Below are 17,576 nucleotides of genomic sequence, written 5' to 3'. Positions count from 1 at the left end.
TGCGCGTGAATCGTGAGATCCGAGTCCGAGAAATTCGTGTCATTGGCCCGGAGGGAGAACAACTCGGCATCCTTCCGACACCGGACGCCTTTCGTCAGGCTCAAGAAAGCGGCTATGACTTGGTGGAAGTCGCTCCCAACTCCACTCCCCCCGTGTGTCGCATCATGGACTATGGGAAGTACAAGTATGAGTTGAGTAAAAAGGACCATCAAAGCCGGCGCCATCAAAAGTCCACGCAGGTGAAGGAAATCAAGTTGCGGCCACGGACCGATAAACACGACCTTGAAATTAAAGTTCGGCAGATGAAAACATTCCTCGAAGAGGGCAATAAAACCAAAGTCACCCTCACGTATCGCGGGCGGGAGATGGCCAATCAGGAAATGGGGCGCGCCGTGATGAATTCCGTCATTGAACAATTGGCCCAAGCCGGCACCATCGAGTATGCCCCCCGCATGGAGGGACGAAGTTTGATCATGATTGTGGCTCCCAAATAATCGACGTGCGATGTGGTGATCGATCAACCAAAGGGATTTTTCTGATGAAAATGAAGACGCATTCAGGAACGAGCAAACGATTTACCAAAACGGGAAGCGGCAAGATTGTCCGCCGCAAGGCGGGCAAGCGGCACATACTGACCAGCAAGCGGCACGACCGAAAGCGCCGCCTAAGCGGAACAGCAGTGGTGGATTCCACGGTTGTTTCTACATTGAATCGTCTCCTGCCGTATGCATAGACGACGATCGTGTAGTGTTGTGAATTTCAGGACCCAAAAGGAGTAATCAATCATGCCTCGCGCAAAAGGTGGACCAAAAACAAGAGCCCGACGGAAGAAGCGGATTAAGCTGGCATCAGGCCAGTACGGCGGAAAGAGTCGTCTCTTCCGTTCAGCGACGGAAAGCGTCGACAAGGGGCTGACGTATGCCTATACGGGCCGCAAGAATCGGAAGCGGGACTTCCGGCAATTGTGGATCGCCCGCATCAGCGCCGGCGTTCGGGCCCAAGGGCTGACCTACGGCCGGTTCATCAACGCGTTGAAGAAAGCGAACGTGTTGCTGGATCGAAAGGTCTTGTCGGATATGGCGATCAAGGATTCGGCGGGATTTGAAAAGTTGTGCGGTCTCGCCAAGCAACACCTCACGCCTGCCGCGGTTTAATTTTAGCAGCTAAGACACAATGTTCCTGTTCCAAGGGGAAGCGGCACTCTGTCGCCTCCCCTTCTGTTCGACACCGAAGTGGGCGTCCTCTCTTCACGCTTCATCAGGAGCGAGGGATTCAAGCCGGTGGGCAGACTGGCTGTGACCGTCGTGCCGTTCTTTTCTTGGGCCGGGATTGAGCCCATCGTACACAACATTGGTCGTGGTGCCGCCCGGGCTGATCTCTGTCGAAGCGTTGATGGTTTGCCGTGCGGCGCGGCGAATTAAGCCTGAAGTCTAAAGATCAGCACACCGGCTGACGTTCTCCTGCAAGGGCTATTCCAGTTTCCTGGAGGAGTGGCGCCTTTAGCGTTTAATCGTATGGGGAGTATGGGGAGAAAAAGAGGGCTGCTGTTTTGGCGGAGTTTGAGCGGGTTGATTTCAGGACGGAAGTGCGAGTGAGTACTCAGCCCGCGGTCAGCTTCGACAGGTTCACGTCGAACGCGACGACCGGCATGGAGATCTGCCAACGTTCGAGAACTTCCGGATGGACTTCGCCGATGACGCCGACCGGCTTGCCCGAAACGAGAATGCGGCCGGCACGGCCTTCCAGAAACGATGGATGCCGCAGTGGCTCAAGGCTATAGTCCTTGCCGAGGTAGTAACACAGCACATCCAGACAGGAATGGATTTCCGAGAAATGGGTGGTGGCGTGAGCGATCAAGGCGCCGACGACAGTTTCCGTTCGAGACCCCAACTCGTGGGTCCCATCGGGAATCGCCACATCACCGGCCTCGAAGAGGCGATGGGGGTAGAACGCTCGGCTCGAGGCGGCTTCGATGCGCAACAATGACGGCAGCATCCATTGTCGGAGGCAGGAGAAACTGAGCGACATGACGTTATCGACCTCGACCGTCTTCCCCCATTCCGTTCCTTCCAGACGCATAGAACGGCAATACTGATCCGGCGAGCCGAGAATGTTCGAAATGATTTCCTGAAAGCCGAGTCCCACCATCAATTCTCGGGATCGATCGGACAGCTGCTCAATGGCGGACAATCCTCCCACCGTAAACTGCGCCGGCATGACCGGGGTAAACTCGGCATATCCGCGACTCATAGCGACGTCTTCAACCACGTCCATCGTATGCATGAGATCATGGCGGTACGGCGGGAGCTTGGCCTGCACTGATCCATTTTCCGCCGACACGTCGTACCCATAGGCCTCAAGGGCTTGTGTCACCAGCGCCTCGCCGAGCTCCTGGCCCAACGCCTGTTCAATCGCTTTCATCCGAATGGTCGTGGGCTTCCCAAAATCTTGAGGTGTTGTGACCCTTGTGCCCAACTTCGTGCTCGTCGGATACCGGACTTCCACCGGCTCGATGGTTGCGCCGCGGTCGGCTAAATTCGCCGCGAAGATGTTCAGCGACAGGACCACCATGGGCAGATCCGTCCCGGTCACTTCAACGAAGAGTTCATCATCACCCACCCGAACTTCTCCGATTTCCCGGCTATTGACGATCGGGGGAAACGACAACGGTTGAGCCTTCGCATCTCGGAGGATAGGGAGCCGACTGTGAGCAGCCAGAATAGGCCCATACTCGAGCCCCTTGGGATGAACCATAAGAATTTCCGATAGGGTCATCGTCGTTTCCATGCCCAGCGGGGTAAACCGCACTTCATCCGGTTTCACCAGTTCATAGGTCACGGGAAAGGCAATATTCCGCAGTTGATAGATTCCGATGGAGACGGTCTTGCGCTTACGCCCGAAGATGTCGGCCAACTTCTCTTGCGTTTGAATGAGCTGAGCCAGCCCCTTCTGAGTCACCCGATATCCCTTGGCCGTACAGGCTGCCACATACGGGCGCACCTGCTCCATACCGGGCTTTACGATCAGATGATGCGGCGGCTTAGGCGTTTCGGCGAAGAAGGCATACGGCGTCAACCGGCCTCGTTGCTTGATGCGAATTTGTCTGGCAATCCCCTCGCAACACCAGAGGTCCGGCCGATTGCTGTCTTGCAGTTCGATCCGCAACTCTCCGGTTTCCTGATTGTGCCCCTTCAGCTCGCCTTTCACGAGCATGAGCCACTCTTCCAACTGAGCCATCGGAATGCCACGGTCGACGCCGTCCTCACCCGTGAGAAGCGATTCTAAATCGTCCTTGAATATAGTGATCGTGGGCATAGCGTGATTAGAACAGGCCTCGGGTCGTGCGGATCAATTCCAGGTTGTCGGTGAAGAGTTCCCGTATGTCATGGATGCCCAACGCCACCATCGCCATGCGATCAAGCCCCAACCCCCAGGCAATGACCGGCACCGTGACGCCGAGCGGCAACGTCACTTCGGAGCGAAAGAGTCCAGCGCCGCCGAGTTCCATCCATCCTAGGCGCGGGTGCCGCACATGCAACTCGACCGATGGTTCGGTAAACGGGAAATAGGCCGGTAAGAACTTCACTTCCTTCGCCTGCGCCACTTCCCTGGCGAATAAATTCAAGAGCCCCAATAGCGTCCGAAAGTTGATGTCTTCTCCCAGCACGATCCCCTCCACCTGGAAGAAATCCGTGGCGTGGGTGGCGTCGACTTGGTCGTAGCGAAAACACCGGGCGATCGAGAAATACTTTCCGGGGATGTTCGGCGAGGCGGCCAGCGTTCGAGCCGACACTGCGGTGCCTTGGCTCCGCAACACCAACCGTTTGGCCCGGTGCGCATCAAACGAATAGCCCCAGCCTGCGGAGCCAGTCTCCGCGCCGTTCTCATGCACCTTGGCCACACGCGACAAGAACGGCTCATCCACGGCGGTGGTATGGCTGGGCTCCTTGACGAAATAGACGTCATGAATGTCCCGGGCCGGATGGAATTGCGGCATGAACAAGGCATCCATGTCCCAGAACTCCGTTTCGACCAGCGCCCCCCGCATCTCCTGAAACCCCATGCTCACCAGTTTGGTTTTGACCGTATCGAGAAATTCGCGATAGGGATGTTTCTTTCCCGTTCCGATACGAGGCGGGCGCAGGCTGATCGTGTACTTTCTCAATCGCGTCTGACGCCAACTTCCGTCCTTCAACAAGTCGGGAGTCAACTGCGAGACTTCTTTGGCAACCCCCTGCGTCAGCAACTGCGCCGCCGCGCCGGCTCCGTCCGGTGACAACACAAATGAGCGAGCCACCCGCTCGTCCACACGGAACGGTTCCTTGGCATTGCCGCGTTTCACGGCAAAATCTTCGATGACCTCTCGATGGGCTTCCGTGAAGCTCTTCAACTCTTTCGGCGAGTCATGTATTTCCCCCAGGAGGGTGCGGAGTGCCTCGGCCGTCGGACTCGGGCGGCCGGTTGTTTCGACGCACCCGCCCTGGACGATCAGAACCACCCCTTCCTTTTTCAGTCGCCCCACGGCTTTACTGACAGCGGAAGGGTCCAGGCCGCCTTGCGATTGAAGATCGGGAATGGTCAATCTTTTCCCGTTGCCGGTGGCTTCCCGCGCAGCCGCCAAGACTCGCTCGATGGGCGAGGCGGTCCGGTGATACTCTTCCCCGATCTTCGTCAACGACACGATGGGCGTCACGGTTTCCGTCTGGACCGCGATGAGCGACTTGGCCAATAACCACTCGACCGCCATGCTGAGTTGAGACGCCTCCAGCTCGGCGACGCCGGCCAACTGTTCGCTGTCCAGAGCGGTTCCCGACGGGCGAAGCCCTAAAGCGGTGAGTACCTTGATTTCGAGAGGGTGCAGACTATCGATGAGTGTGGAGATGTCCACCCGAGCCGCCTATTGATGGACCGCGGCGCGTGACGCCGGCGAGACGGCCATTGCTCCGGCCGCCCGCATGGCCGTAATGGTGGCTGCATAGTCGCGTTGGGAAAAAATCGCGGACCCTGCCACGAGGACGGTCGCTCCGGCGGCCACGATCTCTCGAGCATTCTCCACTTTGACGCCGCCGTCGACTTCCAGCAGCGCTTGGCTTTTGATCTTGTCCAACAGTGCCCGCGCCTCGGCGATTTTTCTGAGCACCGATGGGATGAACTTTTGTCCGCCGAATCCTGGATTCACCGACATGATCAACACCAAGTCGACATCGCTTAAGATCTCCTGAAGCGATGAGAGCGGTGTGGCCGGATTCAACGTCACGCCGGCCTTCGCTCCCCGCTCCTTGATCGACTGGATCGTCCGGTGAAGGTGTGGACAGGCTTCGACATGCACGGTCAAATAGTCGGCTCCGGCATGGACAAATTCCTGAATAAATGCGTCCGCATTGGTGATCATCAAATGCACGTCGAGAGGCAACTTCGTGACCTTCTTGAGGCTTTCAATGATGGGGGGACCCACCGTCAGATTCGGCACGAAATGCCCGTCCATGACATCCACGTGCAGCAGATCGGCGCCGGCTTGCTCCACCGCGGAAACTTCGTCGGCCAATCGCGCGAAATCCGCGGAGAGAATCGAGGGCGCAATATGAATTGAACGACCCATTACCCCTTCTTCCGTAAGCGGGCGGCATAAAAGCCGTCCATCCCGCATTCGTTACCCATAGTGGAGAGCGCGCCGCAGATAGTGACAAAGGGGAGAGCAGTGGAGGGAAGCCACGGCGCCACAGATTCACGCATCCATCCAGGATTGGCTTCGCAAAAAGGGGCGACGACCCCTTCCGTCTCTTCCGTCTCCGTCGAGCAGATACTATAGACCAGCACCCCACCGGGTCGCAAGCAGGAAGCCACCGAAGCAAGGATTTCGGCTTGAAGTTTCTGATGCCTGGCGAACGTCGAACGGTCCTTCCGCCATTTCGCTTCAGGATGTCGGCGCAACACACCCAACCCACTGCACGGGGCATCCACGAGTATCCGATCGAACGGCGGCGATCCCTCATGGAGGTTCGGCCCGCGGGCGATCATCCCGACCCATTCGGATGGTGTTCTCACATCGCCGACGATCGGCACGACGCTCTGCGCGCCCAACCGTCCGCAATTTTGTCGGAGAAGGTCCATGCGGACAGTCTTCCGATCAACCGCATAGATCCTTCCGCGATCACCCATGAGTTCGGCCAAATGCGTTGCCTTGCCGCCCGGAGCGGCGCAGGCATCCAATACGGTTTCGCCTGGTTGCGGATCAAGGATCCGAGGAATAAGTTGAGCCGCTTCATCCTCGACATAGAAATCGCCCGTCTGAAACCCCGGCAACGACGTGACCTCCTGACCTTTGCCCAACACCACCCCGACGGGGCTGACAGCCGTCGGGGATGCCTCAATACCGGCCGACCGCAACTTCTCCAACAACTCTTCCCTGGTGAGTCGATTCGCGTTCACTCGCAGTGTCACATGTGGAGCCGTACTGCTTGCCCGACAAGCCGATTCTGCTTGCTCAAATCCCATTCGGTCGAGCCACCGCTCGATCAACCATACGGGAATTCCATGGCGAATAGACAACGATCGAGCCGGGTCACTCAGCGGGTCCGGGAGAGGCGGCGCCGGGACACGAATGAGATTACGCAGGACTCCGTTCACCAACCCGCTCCAATCGCGACCTAATTTGTTGGCGTAGGACTTCGTCAAGAGGACGGCTTCGTTCACCGCCGCAGAAGCCGGGATGCGATCAAGAAACAGCAGCTGATAGGCGCCAAGCCGCAGTAACATCTGAACGACAATGGGCAATTTATGGAGAGGTTTGGAGAGAACCGCGTCCAGTCTCCAGTCGATCGTCTCCTGCCGCCGCAAGGTCCCGTACGCCAGCTCCATCACCAGCGAACGATCACGAGGCTGCTGAACCGACGCGGCCTGTTGCTCGAGGAGTTCATCGAGTGCGTCATCGGTTCGTTGACAGGACAGAAGGATCGAGAGCGCGATAGATCGTGGAGAGAGCCCCCGCACATCGATACGCACCGGTCTTTCGTCAGTCATAGTCGGGGCAAGGAGATGGCGACTGTTGTGAAGAGAAGCGTTATGCAGTCGATGAACTCAATTGCATACCGGCCGTGACTCGGTGCCCGGCCAGAAATTGGCCGACCGGCATGCGCTTCGAATTGGCCGTCTGAATTTCATGGATCTCGAGAACACCCTCCCCTGTCTCCACCACGATCGCCTGTTTATTCACCGCCACGATCGTGCCGGGCTTGTCGACGGATGGACCTGTACGTGGAACCGCTTTCCATACGTTCCAACGTTCTGGGCCACAAAACGTATAGGCCCCCGGCCATGGGGAGAGTCCTCGTATTCGGTCAGCCAGCGACTTGGCATTCCTGGTCCAATCGATCAGACCATCTTCTTTCTTTAAAAGTGGAGCCATGGTTGCCCGCGCATCGTCTTGCTTCGTCGGCGTTATGCTCCCGGCCTTCAGTTGAGCGATCGTTTTGACCAGCAACCTCCCGCCCAACTCTGCCAGTCGTGGCGCCAATGTCCCGGTCGTATCGTCAGGCAAGATCTCCAGCCGTTCCTGAAGCAACATTGGCCCTGTATCCATCCCCTCATCCATCAACATCGTCGTAATACCCGTTTCTGTCTCACCATTGATGATGGCCCATTGCACCGGAGCCGCGCCGCGATATTGGGGCAACAGTGAGCCATGCACGTTCACACAGCCCATCGGGGGAAGACTCAGAATCGGCGCATGGAGAATGCGTCCGAAGGCCGTCACGGCGATGAGATCCGGCCGCCAGGCAGCAAGGGCCTGCAAGAATTCTGGCGTGCGAATCTTCAGTGGCTGTAGGATGGGAATCCCGGCTCGTTCAGCGACCAGTTTCACGGGTGGCGCGACGAGCTGATGCCCTCGGCCCTTTGGTCGATCCGGTTGTGAGACCACGCCAACCACCTGATCGTCGGATCGAAGAAGCGCGTCAAGCGACGGAACGGCGAATTCCGGCGTGCCCATAAAGACAATTCGCATGCTATCGCTTTAGCATCGTGGTCCCAAGAATGCAATCGCGCAACACCTTCACTTGACTTGCCGTTCACCCCTTTGTTAGCATCCCAGCGCGGGGTGGAGCAGCCTGGTAGCTCGTTGGGCTCATAACCCAAAGGTCAGAGGTTCAAATCCTCTCCCCGCAACCAAATCCTATCCCCCTCTTCCTTTTATCCTGATTCAACAACAGCTGCTGAAGCAAAGCGGGCGAGTCTCGCTTCTGGCCCGAGCCACTGCCACGCAGTCGATCAGTATCATCGTGCGGAACCTAGGGACTCCGCTAGGATTCCGGACGAGCCAATACAGCTAGCATGGGCAGAGTTGCTGCCTCCGTCAAACACATCCAAATTACATTACTAGGAGGGCCTGATGCTGGGACTCTTGTTTGCAGCTTTCGAAAGTATAACAGGCAGGGCCAAAGGCCCAGTGGAAAAATCCAAAGGAGAAATGAAGGAGGACGTTAAGAGCAATGAGGTGAATGCGGAAACGGAAAGAGCGAAAGACAATGTAAAGGGTACGAGCGAAGCCAACGAAGTCCCATAAGCATGAGTTCGGCCAAGAACTGCTAAATGCTCGGTGCTTATCGAGTAATCACGCCGTCAAGGCAATGGTCACCGATGGGTTAAATCCTGACCGAATCGCCTCCCCGCGACCAACCTTTTTAAGCAGTTACATTTTCCTAGACGCTAAAAACGTCGTAGTCCTGACGCATTTTTCGTGTTCGCACTCTCTTTGATTCTCATCAGTGTAGCGCATCGGCCCGCCGAGTGGTGACCTTGAAAACAATCCGACCCGGACAAGTAGGAATGGAGCAACGCTGTGACGTATAGGGCTACACCATTCAACCCGCCCACGAGAGCTCATCAATACCGGCCAGTGGGGATTAAATCTGTTCATCGTGTGGTCAACTGAAACAGGAGAAGAAAGTCGGAATTTCTTCATCAGTGATGAATACGCCACGAAGAAAGAAGTCGCGGCTCACTGTTGAACTATGGCCAACAGATTGATGGCACGATTCCCGGCGTTTCGGTGGGATGAGGTGGATGTGATGGAACGCTGGAGTCTCTCGGCGCGAAGACGCCCTGACAAACTAACCTGCCGCGAACGCAGCGGTCCCCTCCCAAAGACCAGGAAACTTCAACTGATGGTCGCGCTTCTCGCCGACCGGTCCGTTCAAGACGGACGATTACAGATACTAATCAGAAACCAGATCCTGATACTCGCTATGCCGCCGAAGCCAACCGGCGGCATAGCCGCATACGGGCACCGCCTTCAGTTTTTCCGCGCGCACAACATGCATTAATTTACTCATGAATTCACTTGCCGCACCCTGACCGCGCAATGCCTGTGGCGCGAAAACATAATCTATATAAAGCATGTTCTTATCCTTGCGGACATTTGCGTAAACCACCAAGTTGCCGAACGGCATTTCATAGCGTTTTTCGGTCTCATTATACGTTACTTGATTATTTGCGGTCATGGCTTTACCACTCCTGTTGAGCACTCTTGATAGGCGCTGGGTCCACTCGCCCGGTTTTCGCGAACGGCTTGGCATCCAAAACACTGAGCGGTTTTTTCTTAGAGGGAACCAATGCTCTTAATGATGACCCAGCGTAGTGAAGCGTCGGTGATTTTCATACTGGGGAAAGCATAGAGCGCTACGCCTACTATTTTCTATCAGGGCGTTTCCTAGTTCACGATTCGGTAGGTCCTTTGCGACTATCCAGATCACTCTATAGATAGAGTAGTCTTACCTGATGCCTGCCCATGCCAGAGAAAAAGTGTGCCCATCCTCGGTGTAATGTTCCGCTTCAGCGGGAAAAGAATTCCGCTCGAATGAATGCTGCGCCGCGGATTGGGAGATAAATGCATGCCCCTGCAAACATCCCGGCTGCTCCCGGGCGAGATACGAGCGTCTGGTTCTTCGGCGGTGAACTGATTTCGGCTAATCACCTCAAACCCTCTCCGTACACTTGTTCTAGCGACCGCTTAATCGGCCTGCGGCAAGATTGGTGACAGTCACAACGATGCCCTTACGATGATGAGCACAAAATAAACGCCGGTCGGTGTGATTGGAACGATGAACACCGATGTGATATCAGTGTGGAGCCAACCGTGTGGCGGACGCGCCACTTTCTGTGGTAATCGCCATATCATGGAAATGACGTTCAAGAACTCGACCTATCGTGGAGACATAGCCATGCCCAAAGCCCGCAGCGCCGGTCAGTGTGATCGATGCGAAGCCCAAGATCGAGTCAGAATGACCTTCATGACCTGTAGCCGGTGCCGCCGGTATTTCTGCAGTGAGCACGGCACCGTGGAATTGGACCAATGTGAAGTGTGTCTGGAAGGCGGCGAAGAGACGGAATAGCGAATGCCGGAGAATGGCGCCACGGCACCTCGTTCGGTCTCACTGATCTGGAGGCGCTCCTGAATGTCACCTGTGAGGCGAAGGGTGGACGATCGCTCACACGATGGAGCGCTGAAGCACTTCAAGCAAGCCTTCGGCCCTCCGAAGACTTCCCCCCCTCTTATAAGTTGCGTTTTTGTTGAAACTTCCCACATTTCACGTAGACTTCGATAGCCTCATTGCTCAGAGAGATGTTCACTGAAGGGGTTGTATGGCCAGCATATTAGTGATGGATGATGAAGCCCCCGTTCGCACGTTGTTGTCGACGGCTCTCCAATCGGCGGGACATGCTGTGGTCGAAGCAGCGAACGGGCGCGATGGCCTCAGGTTGTATCGACAGAGGCCGGCGGATTTGGTCATCGTGGATATTCTGATGCCTGAATTGAATGGACCCGATACGATCATCGAGCTCACTCGCGAATTCTTGAACATCAAGGTCATTGCCATCTCAGGAGTCTTCAGTGATGAGTACATGCTGAAGACGGCCAGACTGTTGGGCGCACGACGGACGTTACGCAAGCCCTTTGGAATTGAGGAGCTGCTGAGCGCCGTCCGATATGAACTGGCGCATTAATTCTCTCACCTGATAGCGGCCATGAGTCAAAGAGCAGTGATCGCTGCCCTGCTGATTAAGCTGTCTGATAATTCGGCGATCTCGGCCTCAGGGGGTCCGTCGGCCGCCCAGACAAAACAGATCCGCCGCTGATCATTGATCTGTGCTGAACGACCCTATACAAAGTCAGAGGGCTGGTTCGGATACTCGAACCAGCCCTCTGACCGTCAACCCTCTGTAAGGATCACAGGTTGAATCGTCTGTCTTAGTATCCGGCCTTGGCGTTGGGGTTCAACTGACTGGGGAACGGATCCAGAATCGTCTTCGGCGCGTTGTTCCAGATCACGTCCGCCAGATTCGACATCCGGCTCACGATCTGCGCCGCGACCCCGCCCGCCGCCCCGAACAACCCGCACCAGCCCAACGTCACGAAGCCCCAGTGCAACGGCGCCGCAAACAGCTCATCCACAAACCAGAACGCATGGCCCCACTCGTTCAACCCCACGTTCGGCAGAATGAACATCGGCCCCACCACCGCCGCCACCAACGGGAACGACGTCGCTTGGCTGTACAGCGGCAACCGCGTCTGCGCATACAGATAGCTCGACACACCGCACGTGATGTACAACGGGAACGTCCCGTAGAACGCCACAATGTGGCTCGCCGTGAAGCTCGTGTCCCGGATGATCACTTGGTGCCACGCCGCATCCTGCTCCAACGTGTAGCTGCCCGCGTAGTACACGCCCCAGATGTAGCACACCAACCACCCCATCCAGTAAAAGTACCGCTTCAACTCCAGTTTCGGGTCCAGGTTCGTCAGGTTCCGGTCCCGCGTCACCCAGATCCAGCCGATCGACACGGCAAAGAACACGGCGTTCGCCAGGATGTTGAACCGCCACAGCCCCATCCACACCGAGTCGAACTCCGGCGTCATGGAGTCCAGCCCGTGCGAGTACCCAAACGTCCGCTGGTACAGCACCCAAAACACGCCGATCCCCAGCATCGCCAACCAGCCGATCTTTACCGGCTTCGAATCGTACCACTGCGAAATATCATACCCGCGGTCACTTGATGTCGCCATAATGAACCCTCCTTGTTAGACGAACCTCTACCTTGATGAAATCTTCACGAAGAGCCGAAAACTCGCCAATTCCTCCATCGCGTGGACTTCGAGACCTCATAGCCGATCAGGGCGAGAAGCAACAGCATGGCCATGGGCCCAATGGCCTTTCGCATAATGGTCGCGTAATCGATTTGTTGGACTCGTAACAAATATGAGGAAGGGCTGAATCCTTCCGGAATGATAATGACCTGATAGAGCCCCTTGGCCAACGTGGCTTCGCCTCTGACCACTCCATCTGGGTGAGTCACCGGGGGCCAGTAGGCGACCGTCTGATCTTCGGCGGTCTCGCCGAGTCCCCTGACAACTCGTATCCCCACCGGTAGATTGCGCAGGCCGGGATCTACCAGATCGACGACAAGGAAAGTGTCCCCTTCACCGGGAATCTCCGTACAGTACTGGGCGTTTGCTTCATGTTGGGGTTGATACGCGTTGAAATGGACGAGGCTTCCTCCCACCCGTTGCACACAACTGTCTTCTTCCATCGCCACATTGCCATGCGCACTAGCGAGGCAGGGCAAGAGGATCGCCAGTACCGCGAGCGCGCCGACTACACGATGGAAATAGACCCCAGGTTTGAATCTGACCGTCCTCAAACTCATGGTCACTCTATACATCACGCCTGCGCCGGCGCTCAGCGCGACCATCATCAGAAGTCCCGTCATCATAGAGGTTCCCCCCTTTCTTCCCGTATAAGCATACTCCTTGAACTATGAAGAGCTGATGAGGAATTCATGAAGACTTTTTCATGATCCGGCTGAATGCGTGAGCCAACCCCCTTCAGGCCTTTCCTCCTGTCTACTCAATCTCCTCACATGATCTGACCGTCGCCACATGCGTGCATCACATGGCGATGTATTCCGACGACCACCTTCGACTGCAGCTGTCGGTGGACCGACGGTGCACCCAAAACGGCAGGGAGCTCCGGTGATGAAACCTATTCAGGGGTGATGAAGCAGCGTGGTCGACAAAGATTCGACAGCTTCATTCTGGTGAGGAACCGGTTCTTGATCTAACCACGCATCGCCTTCCGGCTGATGGCCGGCCTCTGCCGTCAGCGATGTAAAGTCAAAGAGCCGTGGATCCATCAAGAGCGAGGGCGCGACGTTGGTCAATGCCGCGGCGATGCTGTCGGAACAGCCGGGCGACTCTCGTTCCCATTGCTGAAGAAATGCTTTCACTTTCTTTCGCTTCAAATCCTCTTGAGCGCCGCAGAGGTCGCAGGGAATGATCGGGAATCCCCTCGCTTCGGCATATCGCGCAAGATCAGCCTCTTTCACCAACACCAGCGGACGGATGACCAGATGCCGCCCATCCTTTGAACGCAGTTTTGGTGGCATCGCTTTCAACTTACCTGTATAGAAGAGATTCAGGAAGAGGGTTTCGACAATGTCATCCCGGTGATGCCCGAGCGCGATTTTCGTGGCCCCCAGCTCACCGGCGATGCGATAGAGATGTCCTCTCCGAAGGCGCGAACACAATGAGCACGTCGTTTGTCCTTCGGGAATCAGTCGTTTCACGATCGAATACGTATCGCGTGACTCGATGTGAAAGCGGACTCCTCTACTGGTCAGATAATCAGGCAGGACGTCCGCCGGGAATCCCGGCTGCTTCTGGTCGAGGTTGACGGCGATCAGGTCAAAATGAATCGGCGCGCGTGATTGCAGCACGAGGAGGATATCGAGTAAACCATAACTGTCCTTGCCGCCCGACAGACATACCATGACCTTGTCGCCATCCTCAATGAGGCGATAATCGGCGATCGCTTGCCCCACCAGGCGGCAGAGGCGTGTTTGGAGTTTCTCGGTTTCTTCGTCGAGTTTACGACGTGGCGTGGGGGCTGCGGGGATAGGCATGGCGCGATTGTAGCCGCTCTGGAGCTGTCCTGTCGACCATCCGCTGACACATGAAACACATGAACCGCCTATGATGCAATCCATTCTCTTTGTCTGCACGGGAAACGTGTTCCGCAGTGTGGCAGCCGAATATGCGGTCCGGGCACAAAGCGGTCCACAATCCTGTTACCGAGTCGAATCCGCCGGCATCAAAGCTTCGCCTCAATCGGTTCCCCTGGTGGTCCGTCATCCGCTGATCCAGAAAGGCATCGACCCCTCTGCGCACATTCCACAGGCGCTGACCAAAGAACTGATCGATCGGGTTGATCTTATTATTGCCATGAGTCTGAACCATCGTGAGTTCATTCAGCGGCAATTCGGGCTGACGGCTCCTCTCTTCAATGAAGTGTCGTTCGGCGAAGAAACCCCGATTCTCGATTTGCATGAAGCGCTGCCCGATTGGGAGCGTGATCTCGTCCAAGCACGAGACTATGTGGAGGCGGTCATCGACTACATTTGGAAATCCGTGCCGGCATTGATGGCACAACTTCCCCAGTTTCCTGGACGCCGAGATCCCGTAAAACCGTAACCCGGTTCAATCTAGAACGGGTATGGACAATTTGTTCCTCCTTTTCCCTCTTCTAGACCAGGTCCATCAGTCCTCACCGGCGGTTTGAACAAAGAATGCTATAGTTTTTCATGGGCGATACCGACAGGCCCTATGGAGGATGGCGTGTCTCATGGACTCCACGGTTTCCGACGTGCTCAAGACGCCGGTTGTCGGTCAAGACGAGCCGAAGTGGGCCTCCTGGTCGGACGAGGCGCTATTGGACCTTCCGATGTGCGATCTCCACATCGGGCTCAACGGCGGATTTCTCGAACGGCCGATCGCTGAGTTGACCCATGAATTGGAAGAGCGTCACTTGCTGTTTCGCCCGCATTTCTGGCTTTCCAACGAATGGTTTACACCTGATGGAGTGCCTGGCATTGCGATTCCGTTCTACCTCGCTCATCCTCGTCTCGCGAAACTTGAACTAGCTCAAATGCTGGAAGTCGAAGGAGGAACAACGGAATGGTGCCTGCGCATTCTCCGCCACGAGGCCGGCCATGCCATCGAGAACGCGTACAAAATCCGTCGCCTCAAAACCCGTCAACAGATTTTCGGCAAGTCATCCCAACAGTATCCAATATATTACTCGCCCCGCCCCTATAGCCGGAGTTTCGTGCGCCACCTGGACTTATGGTATGCGCAAAGTCATCCGGATGAAGACTTCGCTGAAACTTTTGCCGTCTGGCTGACTCCGGACTCTTCATGGAAAGAGCGATACCATGGCTGGCCCGTTCTGAAGAAGCTCAGGTATGTCGATGGCCTCATGAACACCCTCCGGGGCATCTCCCCTTCCGTCACCACACATGAAGAAATTGACCCGCTCGTCACGCTCAAGAAGACCCTTCGCGAACACTATGAGCGAAAGCGCAGGCATTACGGCATCGAGCACCGATCGCAGTATGACCCGGATCTCAAGCGGCTCTTTTCCCACCTGCCCAACCATGCCAATAGGCCGAGTGCCGCCACCTTTCTCAATCGGTTTCGCCGCGAAGTGCGACGCAAGGTCGCGAGTTGGACCGGCGAGTATCAATACACGATCGACCAAGTGCTGGAGGACATGATTCGTCGGTGCCGTGAATTGAACCTTCGAGTCCCCGTGGCGGAAGAGCAGGCCAAACTCGATTTCACCATCCTCCTGACCGTCCATACGATGAACTTCTTGCGGAGCGGGCGGCATCGGGTGGCCTTATGAAGCGACTGCGCGTGCTCGTCCTCATGCATGAAGACCTTGTCCCGCCGGAACAGGTGAACGGTCACGATCTGAAAACCGTCGCGTGGCGGACGGAGCACGATGTCGTCTCCACAGTGAAGAAGCTGGGTCATGAGGTGTACCCGCTTGGGGTCAAGAGCGATCTCGCCGTGATCCACTCCGCCATCGAGGAGTGGAAGCCGGACATCGCCTTCAACCTACTGGAAGAATTCGACGGCGTCGCCGTCTACGATCAACATGTGGTGTCGTATCTCGAACTCTTGCACCTGCCCTACACCGGTTGTAATCCGCGCGGTCTGATGCTGGCACGAGACAAGGCATTGACCAAGAAAGTGTTGTCCTTTCATCGCATCCCCTATCCGGAATTCATCGAGGTCCCCCAGGGGCGCATGGTCAGACGACCCAAATGGCTCTCCTTTCCATTGATCGTCAAATCCGTCAGCGAAGAAGCCTCATTAGGCATCTCGCAAGCTTCGATCGTGGAAGACGACGACAAACTGAGCGAGCGAGCGGCCTTCATCCATAACAGCGTGGGAAGCGGCGCCCTGATCGAACGGTATATCGAGGGGCGTGAGTTCTATGTGGGGATTATCGGCAACGGCCAATTGCAAGTATTGCCGGTGTGGGAACTCATCATGGACAGGTTGCCGGAGGACGCCAAGCGCATCGCGACCGAGCGGGTAAAATGGAGCCGCAAGTATCAGCAGAAGTATGGCATCACGTCACGAGAAGCTGACAACCTGCCGGATGGGAAGGCCGGAGAAATTCAGGATTTAGCGAAACGCGTCTATCGAGCACTCGGGCTCAGCGGCTATGCGCGCATTGACATGCGAATGGCGGTTGATGGGCAGCTCTATGTCTTGGAGGCCAATCCCAACCCCCAGATTGCGGAGGATGAAGATTTTGCCGATTCGGCGAAGAAAGCCGACTACCACTACAAGGATTTGCTGCAAGAACTCCTGAACGTCGGCCTCCGCTGGCGTCCGGCGAAAGCGGCCTAAATTCGCTGCAACATGGACAGCGAGTGCCGGATGAGATATCTCCCCCTTAGTTGAGTTTTCCGCGCTTTCTTGAGCCTCCCGCCTCCCTATGAAATAGTGAGGGAACAGCGCGCGTTATGCCGGTCTGACGCCGGTTCCTATTCTTTTCCTATGCGGAGGTTCACCTATGAGTTGTCTATTCAGGGTTCGCCGACAGGCAGTGTTGTTATCTGCCCTGCTGGTCTTGATGACGGGCTGCGCCCACTCTATCGTGCAAGTACGTTCGTCACAGGAAGATCTTGGAATGGGGATTGTGTCGGGAACGTTGGGCGAACAGCAACGTGTGGCGCTGTGCGTTGGGGACCCGTCCTCCACGTCGGTCGTCGGTCAGGTGCAGGCACTGGAAGGTGGCGCGTATCTGATCCGAGACGCCCGGGGACAGGACATCCGTATTCCGCATGATGAGAATACGAGGATCGACCGCCCGGCCCATGTGGGCGATCACATTCAATCCTGGCTCGATCGCCAGGGCCGTGCCGTGCTGATCCGCAGCCTCGATAGAAATGGTCGATAGCACCCTCACTAAGTCAAAAGTCCTGCCTGACCCTAATCCTTTTGTGTGAAGCGCGAATATGACAGGTTCTGAAGAGTAGGTCTCGGGTGCGCCTCCCTAGGCGAGTGCGGAGCGCATGCGCGGCTCCTAGCAGTTCTCTCGTCAGTCCTCCACCTCAGCCGCCCGCAGCCCATGCTGGGGGCCTGCTTGGACCTAGATGTCTCGCCTTTCAGCATACTGACCACGAGCGCCAGGCGGCGCTTGACCGTCCATCGTTCAATGGGATCT

Annotated in this window: 19 protein-coding genes and 1 tRNA gene; 11 read left to right on the top strand and 9 right to left on the bottom strand. The window is 56.4% G+C overall.

Annotation, left to right across the window (positions count from 1 at the left end; all coding sequences use genetic code 11):
- The first annotated feature begins 5 nt into the window (after positions 1 to 5).
- Genes infC through rplT form a run of 3 tightly spaced genes read left to right on the top strand, consistent with a single transcriptional unit; the run spans position 6 to position 1,154 of the window.
- Positions 6 to 494, top strand: coding sequence for a translation initiation factor IF-3 (infC, locus tag COMA2_RS09540; protein ID WP_245630949.1), 489 nt, complete (start codon positions 6 to 8; stop codon positions 492 to 494).
- A gap of 44 nt (positions 495 to 538) precedes the next feature.
- Positions 539 to 733, top strand: a complete 195-nt coding sequence (gene rpmI / locus COMA2_RS09535; protein ID WP_217490689.1) for a 50S ribosomal protein L35 — start codon at positions 539 to 541, stop codon at positions 731 to 733.
- Positions 734 to 785: 52 nt separating this feature from the next.
- Entirely contained in the window at positions 786 to 1,154 is a 369-nt protein-coding gene (gene rplT, locus COMA2_RS09530; protein ID WP_090897010.1) for a 50S ribosomal protein L20, read from the top strand.
- 445 nt (positions 1,155 to 1,599) lie between these two features.
- Here rplT and pheT read toward each other — a convergent pair whose 3' ends face one another.
- The 5 genes from pheT to fmt are packed head-to-tail and all read right to left on the bottom strand — an operon-like array spanning position 1,600 to position 8,002.
- On the bottom strand, positions 1,600 to 3,315 hold the full coding sequence (pheT, locus tag COMA2_RS09525) for a phenylalanine--tRNA ligase subunit beta (protein ID WP_090897008.1): 1,716 nt from the start codon (positions 3,313 to 3,315) through the stop codon (positions 1,600 to 1,602).
- 7 nt (positions 3,316 to 3,322) lie between these two features.
- A complete protein-coding gene (pheS, locus tag COMA2_RS09520; RefSeq protein WP_090897005.1) occupies positions 3,323 to 4,888 on the bottom strand; it encodes a phenylalanine--tRNA ligase subunit alpha in 1,566 nt (521 codons plus the stop codon).
- Between the two features lie 9 nt (positions 4,889 to 4,897).
- Positions 4,898 to 5,599 carry a ribulose-phosphate 3-epimerase gene (gene rpe, locus COMA2_RS09515; protein WP_090897002.1) on the bottom strand — a complete coding sequence of 234 codons (702 nt, stop codon included), beginning with the start codon at positions 5,597 to 5,599 and terminating at the stop codon, positions 4,898 to 4,900.
- Positions 5,599 to 7,020, bottom strand: coding sequence for a 16S rRNA (cytosine(967)-C(5))-methyltransferase RsmB (rsmB, locus tag COMA2_RS09510; RefSeq protein WP_090896999.1), 1,422 nt, complete (start codon positions 7,018 to 7,020; stop codon positions 5,599 to 5,601). The genes rpe and rsmB overlap by 1 nt, the downstream gene beginning before the upstream one ends.
- A 40-nt stretch (positions 7,021 to 7,060) precedes the next feature.
- Entirely contained in the window at positions 7,061 to 8,002 is a 942-nt protein-coding gene (gene fmt / locus COMA2_RS09505; RefSeq protein WP_090896997.1) for a methionyl-tRNA formyltransferase, read from the bottom strand.
- Positions 8,003 to 8,089: 87 nt separating this feature from the next.
- Between fmt and COMA2_RS09500 the strand changes: the two genes are divergently transcribed.
- Both COMA2_RS09500 and COMA2_RS20160 read left to right on the top strand, forming a co-directional pair.
- A tRNA-Met gene (locus COMA2_RS09500) sits at positions 8,090 to 8,166 on the top strand.
- A gap of 220 nt (positions 8,167 to 8,386) precedes the next feature.
- Positions 8,387 to 8,560 (top strand): hypothetical protein, encoded by a 174-nt coding sequence (locus tag COMA2_RS20160; RefSeq protein ID WP_175304497.1) that lies wholly within the window; start codon positions 8,387 to 8,389, stop codon positions 8,558 to 8,560.
- 652 nt (positions 8,561 to 9,212) lie between these two features.
- Here the strand turns inward: COMA2_RS20160 and COMA2_RS09495 are convergent.
- A complete protein-coding gene (locus COMA2_RS09495; RefSeq protein WP_175304496.1) occupies positions 9,213 to 9,497 on the bottom strand; it encodes a GNAT family N-acetyltransferase in 285 nt (94 codons plus the stop codon).
- 720 nt (positions 9,498 to 10,217) lie between these two features.
- On the opposite strand from COMA2_RS09495, the gene COMA2_RS20155 reads away from it, so the two are divergent.
- Both COMA2_RS20155 and COMA2_RS09485 read left to right on the top strand, forming a co-directional pair.
- The gene (locus tag COMA2_RS20155) at positions 10,218 to 10,388 is read left to right on the top strand and encodes a hypothetical protein (RefSeq protein WP_175304495.1); all 171 of its coding nucleotides are present in this window, start codon (positions 10,218 to 10,220) and stop codon (positions 10,386 to 10,388) included.
- Between the two features lie 250 nt (positions 10,389 to 10,638).
- A complete protein-coding gene (locus COMA2_RS09485) occupies positions 10,639 to 11,001 on the top strand; it encodes a response regulator (protein WP_090896990.1) in 363 nt (120 codons plus the stop codon).
- 244 nt (positions 11,002 to 11,245) lie between these two features.
- Here COMA2_RS09485 and amoC read toward each other — a convergent pair whose 3' ends face one another.
- The 3 genes from amoC to ttcA all read right to left on the bottom strand — a co-directional run bounded on the left by amoC (position 11,246) and on the right by ttcA (position 13,956).
- Complete coding sequence (gene amoC, locus COMA2_RS09480) at positions 11,246 to 12,061, bottom strand: bacterial ammonia monooxygenase, subunit AmoC (protein ID WP_090896989.1); 816 nt, start codon at positions 12,059 to 12,061, stop codon at positions 11,246 to 11,248.
- Between the two features lie 44 nt (positions 12,062 to 12,105).
- Positions 12,106 to 12,768, bottom strand: coding sequence for a hypothetical protein (locus COMA2_RS09475; RefSeq protein WP_217490688.1), 663 nt, complete (start codon positions 12,766 to 12,768; stop codon positions 12,106 to 12,108).
- 273 nt (positions 12,769 to 13,041) lie between these two features.
- Entirely contained in the window at positions 13,042 to 13,956 is a 915-nt protein-coding gene (ttcA, locus tag COMA2_RS09470; protein WP_090896986.1) for a tRNA 2-thiocytidine(32) synthetase TtcA, read from the bottom strand.
- 70 nt (positions 13,957 to 14,026) lie between these two features.
- On the opposite strand from ttcA, the gene COMA2_RS09465 reads away from it, so the two are divergent.
- From COMA2_RS09465 to COMA2_RS09450, 4 genes are all read left to right on the top strand, one after another.
- Positions 14,027 to 14,524 carry an arsenate-mycothiol transferase ArsC gene (locus COMA2_RS09465; protein WP_090896984.1) on the top strand — a complete coding sequence of 166 codons (498 nt, stop codon included), beginning with the start codon at positions 14,027 to 14,029 and terminating at the stop codon, positions 14,522 to 14,524.
- Between the two features lie 151 nt (positions 14,525 to 14,675).
- Positions 14,676 to 15,737: a putative zinc-binding metallopeptidase gene (locus COMA2_RS09460; protein ID WP_090896982.1), complete on the top strand. Its 1,062-nt coding sequence runs from the start codon at positions 14,676 to 14,678 to the stop codon at positions 15,735 to 15,737.
- Positions 15,734 to 16,756: a D-alanine--D-alanine ligase family protein gene (locus COMA2_RS09455; protein WP_090896980.1), complete on the top strand. Its 1,023-nt coding sequence runs from the start codon at positions 15,734 to 15,736 to the stop codon at positions 16,754 to 16,756. The genes COMA2_RS09460 and COMA2_RS09455 overlap by 4 nt, the downstream gene beginning before the upstream one ends.
- A 166-nt stretch (positions 16,757 to 16,922) precedes the next feature.
- Positions 16,923 to 17,309 carry a hypothetical protein gene (locus COMA2_RS09450; RefSeq protein WP_139077232.1) on the top strand — a complete coding sequence of 129 codons (387 nt, stop codon included), beginning with the start codon at positions 16,923 to 16,925 and terminating at the stop codon, positions 17,307 to 17,309.
- Positions 17,310 to 17,576: the final 267 nt, after the last annotated feature.

The sequence above is a fragment of the Candidatus Nitrospira nitrificans genome (assembly GCF_001458775.1).
Taxonomy (GTDB): Bacteria; Nitrospirota; Nitrospiria; order Nitrospirales; family Nitrospiraceae; genus Nitrospira_D; species Nitrospira_D nitrificans.
Note: the sequence above shows the minus strand (reverse complement) of the source record. Positions and strands in the feature narration are given on the sequence as shown.

Coding starts and splice junctions, on each gene's coding strand:
- rpmI (WP_217490689.1), top strand. CDS start 539: ATGAAAATGAAGACGCATTCAGGAACGAGCAAACGATTTACCAAAACG.
- rplT (WP_090897010.1), top strand. CDS start 786: ATGCCTCGCGCAAAAGGTGGACCAAAAACAAGAGCCCGACGGAAGAAG.
- pheT (WP_090897008.1), bottom strand. CDS start 3,315: ATGCCCACGATCACTATATTCAAGGACGATTTAGAATCGCTTCTCACG.
- rpe (WP_090897002.1), bottom strand. CDS start 5,599: ATGGGTCGTTCAATTCATATTGCGCCCTCGATTCTCTCCGCGGATTTC.
- rsmB (WP_090896999.1), bottom strand. CDS start 7,020: ATGACTGACGAAAGACCGGTGCGTATCGATGTGCGGGGGCTCTCTCCA.
- fmt (WP_090896997.1), bottom strand. CDS start 8,002: ATGCGAATTGTCTTTATGGGCACGCCGGAATTCGCCGTTCCGTCGCTT.
- COMA2_RS20160 (WP_175304497.1), top strand. CDS start 8,387: ATGCTGGGACTCTTGTTTGCAGCTTTCGAAAGTATAACAGGCAGGGCC.
- COMA2_RS09495 (WP_175304496.1), bottom strand. CDS start 9,497: ATGACCGCAAATAATCAAGTAACGTATAATGAGACCGAAAAACGCTAT.
- COMA2_RS20155 (WP_175304495.1), top strand. CDS start 10,218: ATGCCCAAAGCCCGCAGCGCCGGTCAGTGTGATCGATGCGAAGCCCAA.
- COMA2_RS09485 (WP_090896990.1), top strand. CDS start 10,639: ATGGCCAGCATATTAGTGATGGATGATGAAGCCCCCGTTCGCACGTTG.
- amoC (WP_090896989.1), bottom strand. CDS start 12,061: ATGGCGACATCAAGTGACCGCGGGTATGATATTTCGCAGTGGTACGAT.
- COMA2_RS09475 (WP_217490688.1), bottom strand. CDS start 12,768: ATGATGACGGGACTTCTGATGATGGTCGCGCTGAGCGCCGGCGCAGGC.
- ttcA (WP_090896986.1), bottom strand. CDS start 13,956: ATGCCTATCCCCGCAGCCCCCACGCCACGTCGTAAACTCGACGAAGAA.
- COMA2_RS09465 (WP_090896984.1), top strand. CDS start 14,027: ATGATGCAATCCATTCTCTTTGTCTGCACGGGAAACGTGTTCCGCAGT.
- COMA2_RS09460 (WP_090896982.1), top strand. CDS start 14,676: ATGGACTCCACGGTTTCCGACGTGCTCAAGACGCCGGTTGTCGGTCAA.
- COMA2_RS09455 (WP_090896980.1), top strand. CDS start 15,734: ATGAAGCGACTGCGCGTGCTCGTCCTCATGCATGAAGACCTTGTCCCG.
- COMA2_RS09450 (WP_139077232.1), top strand. CDS start 16,923: ATGAGTTGTCTATTCAGGGTTCGCCGACAGGCAGTGTTGTTATCTGCC.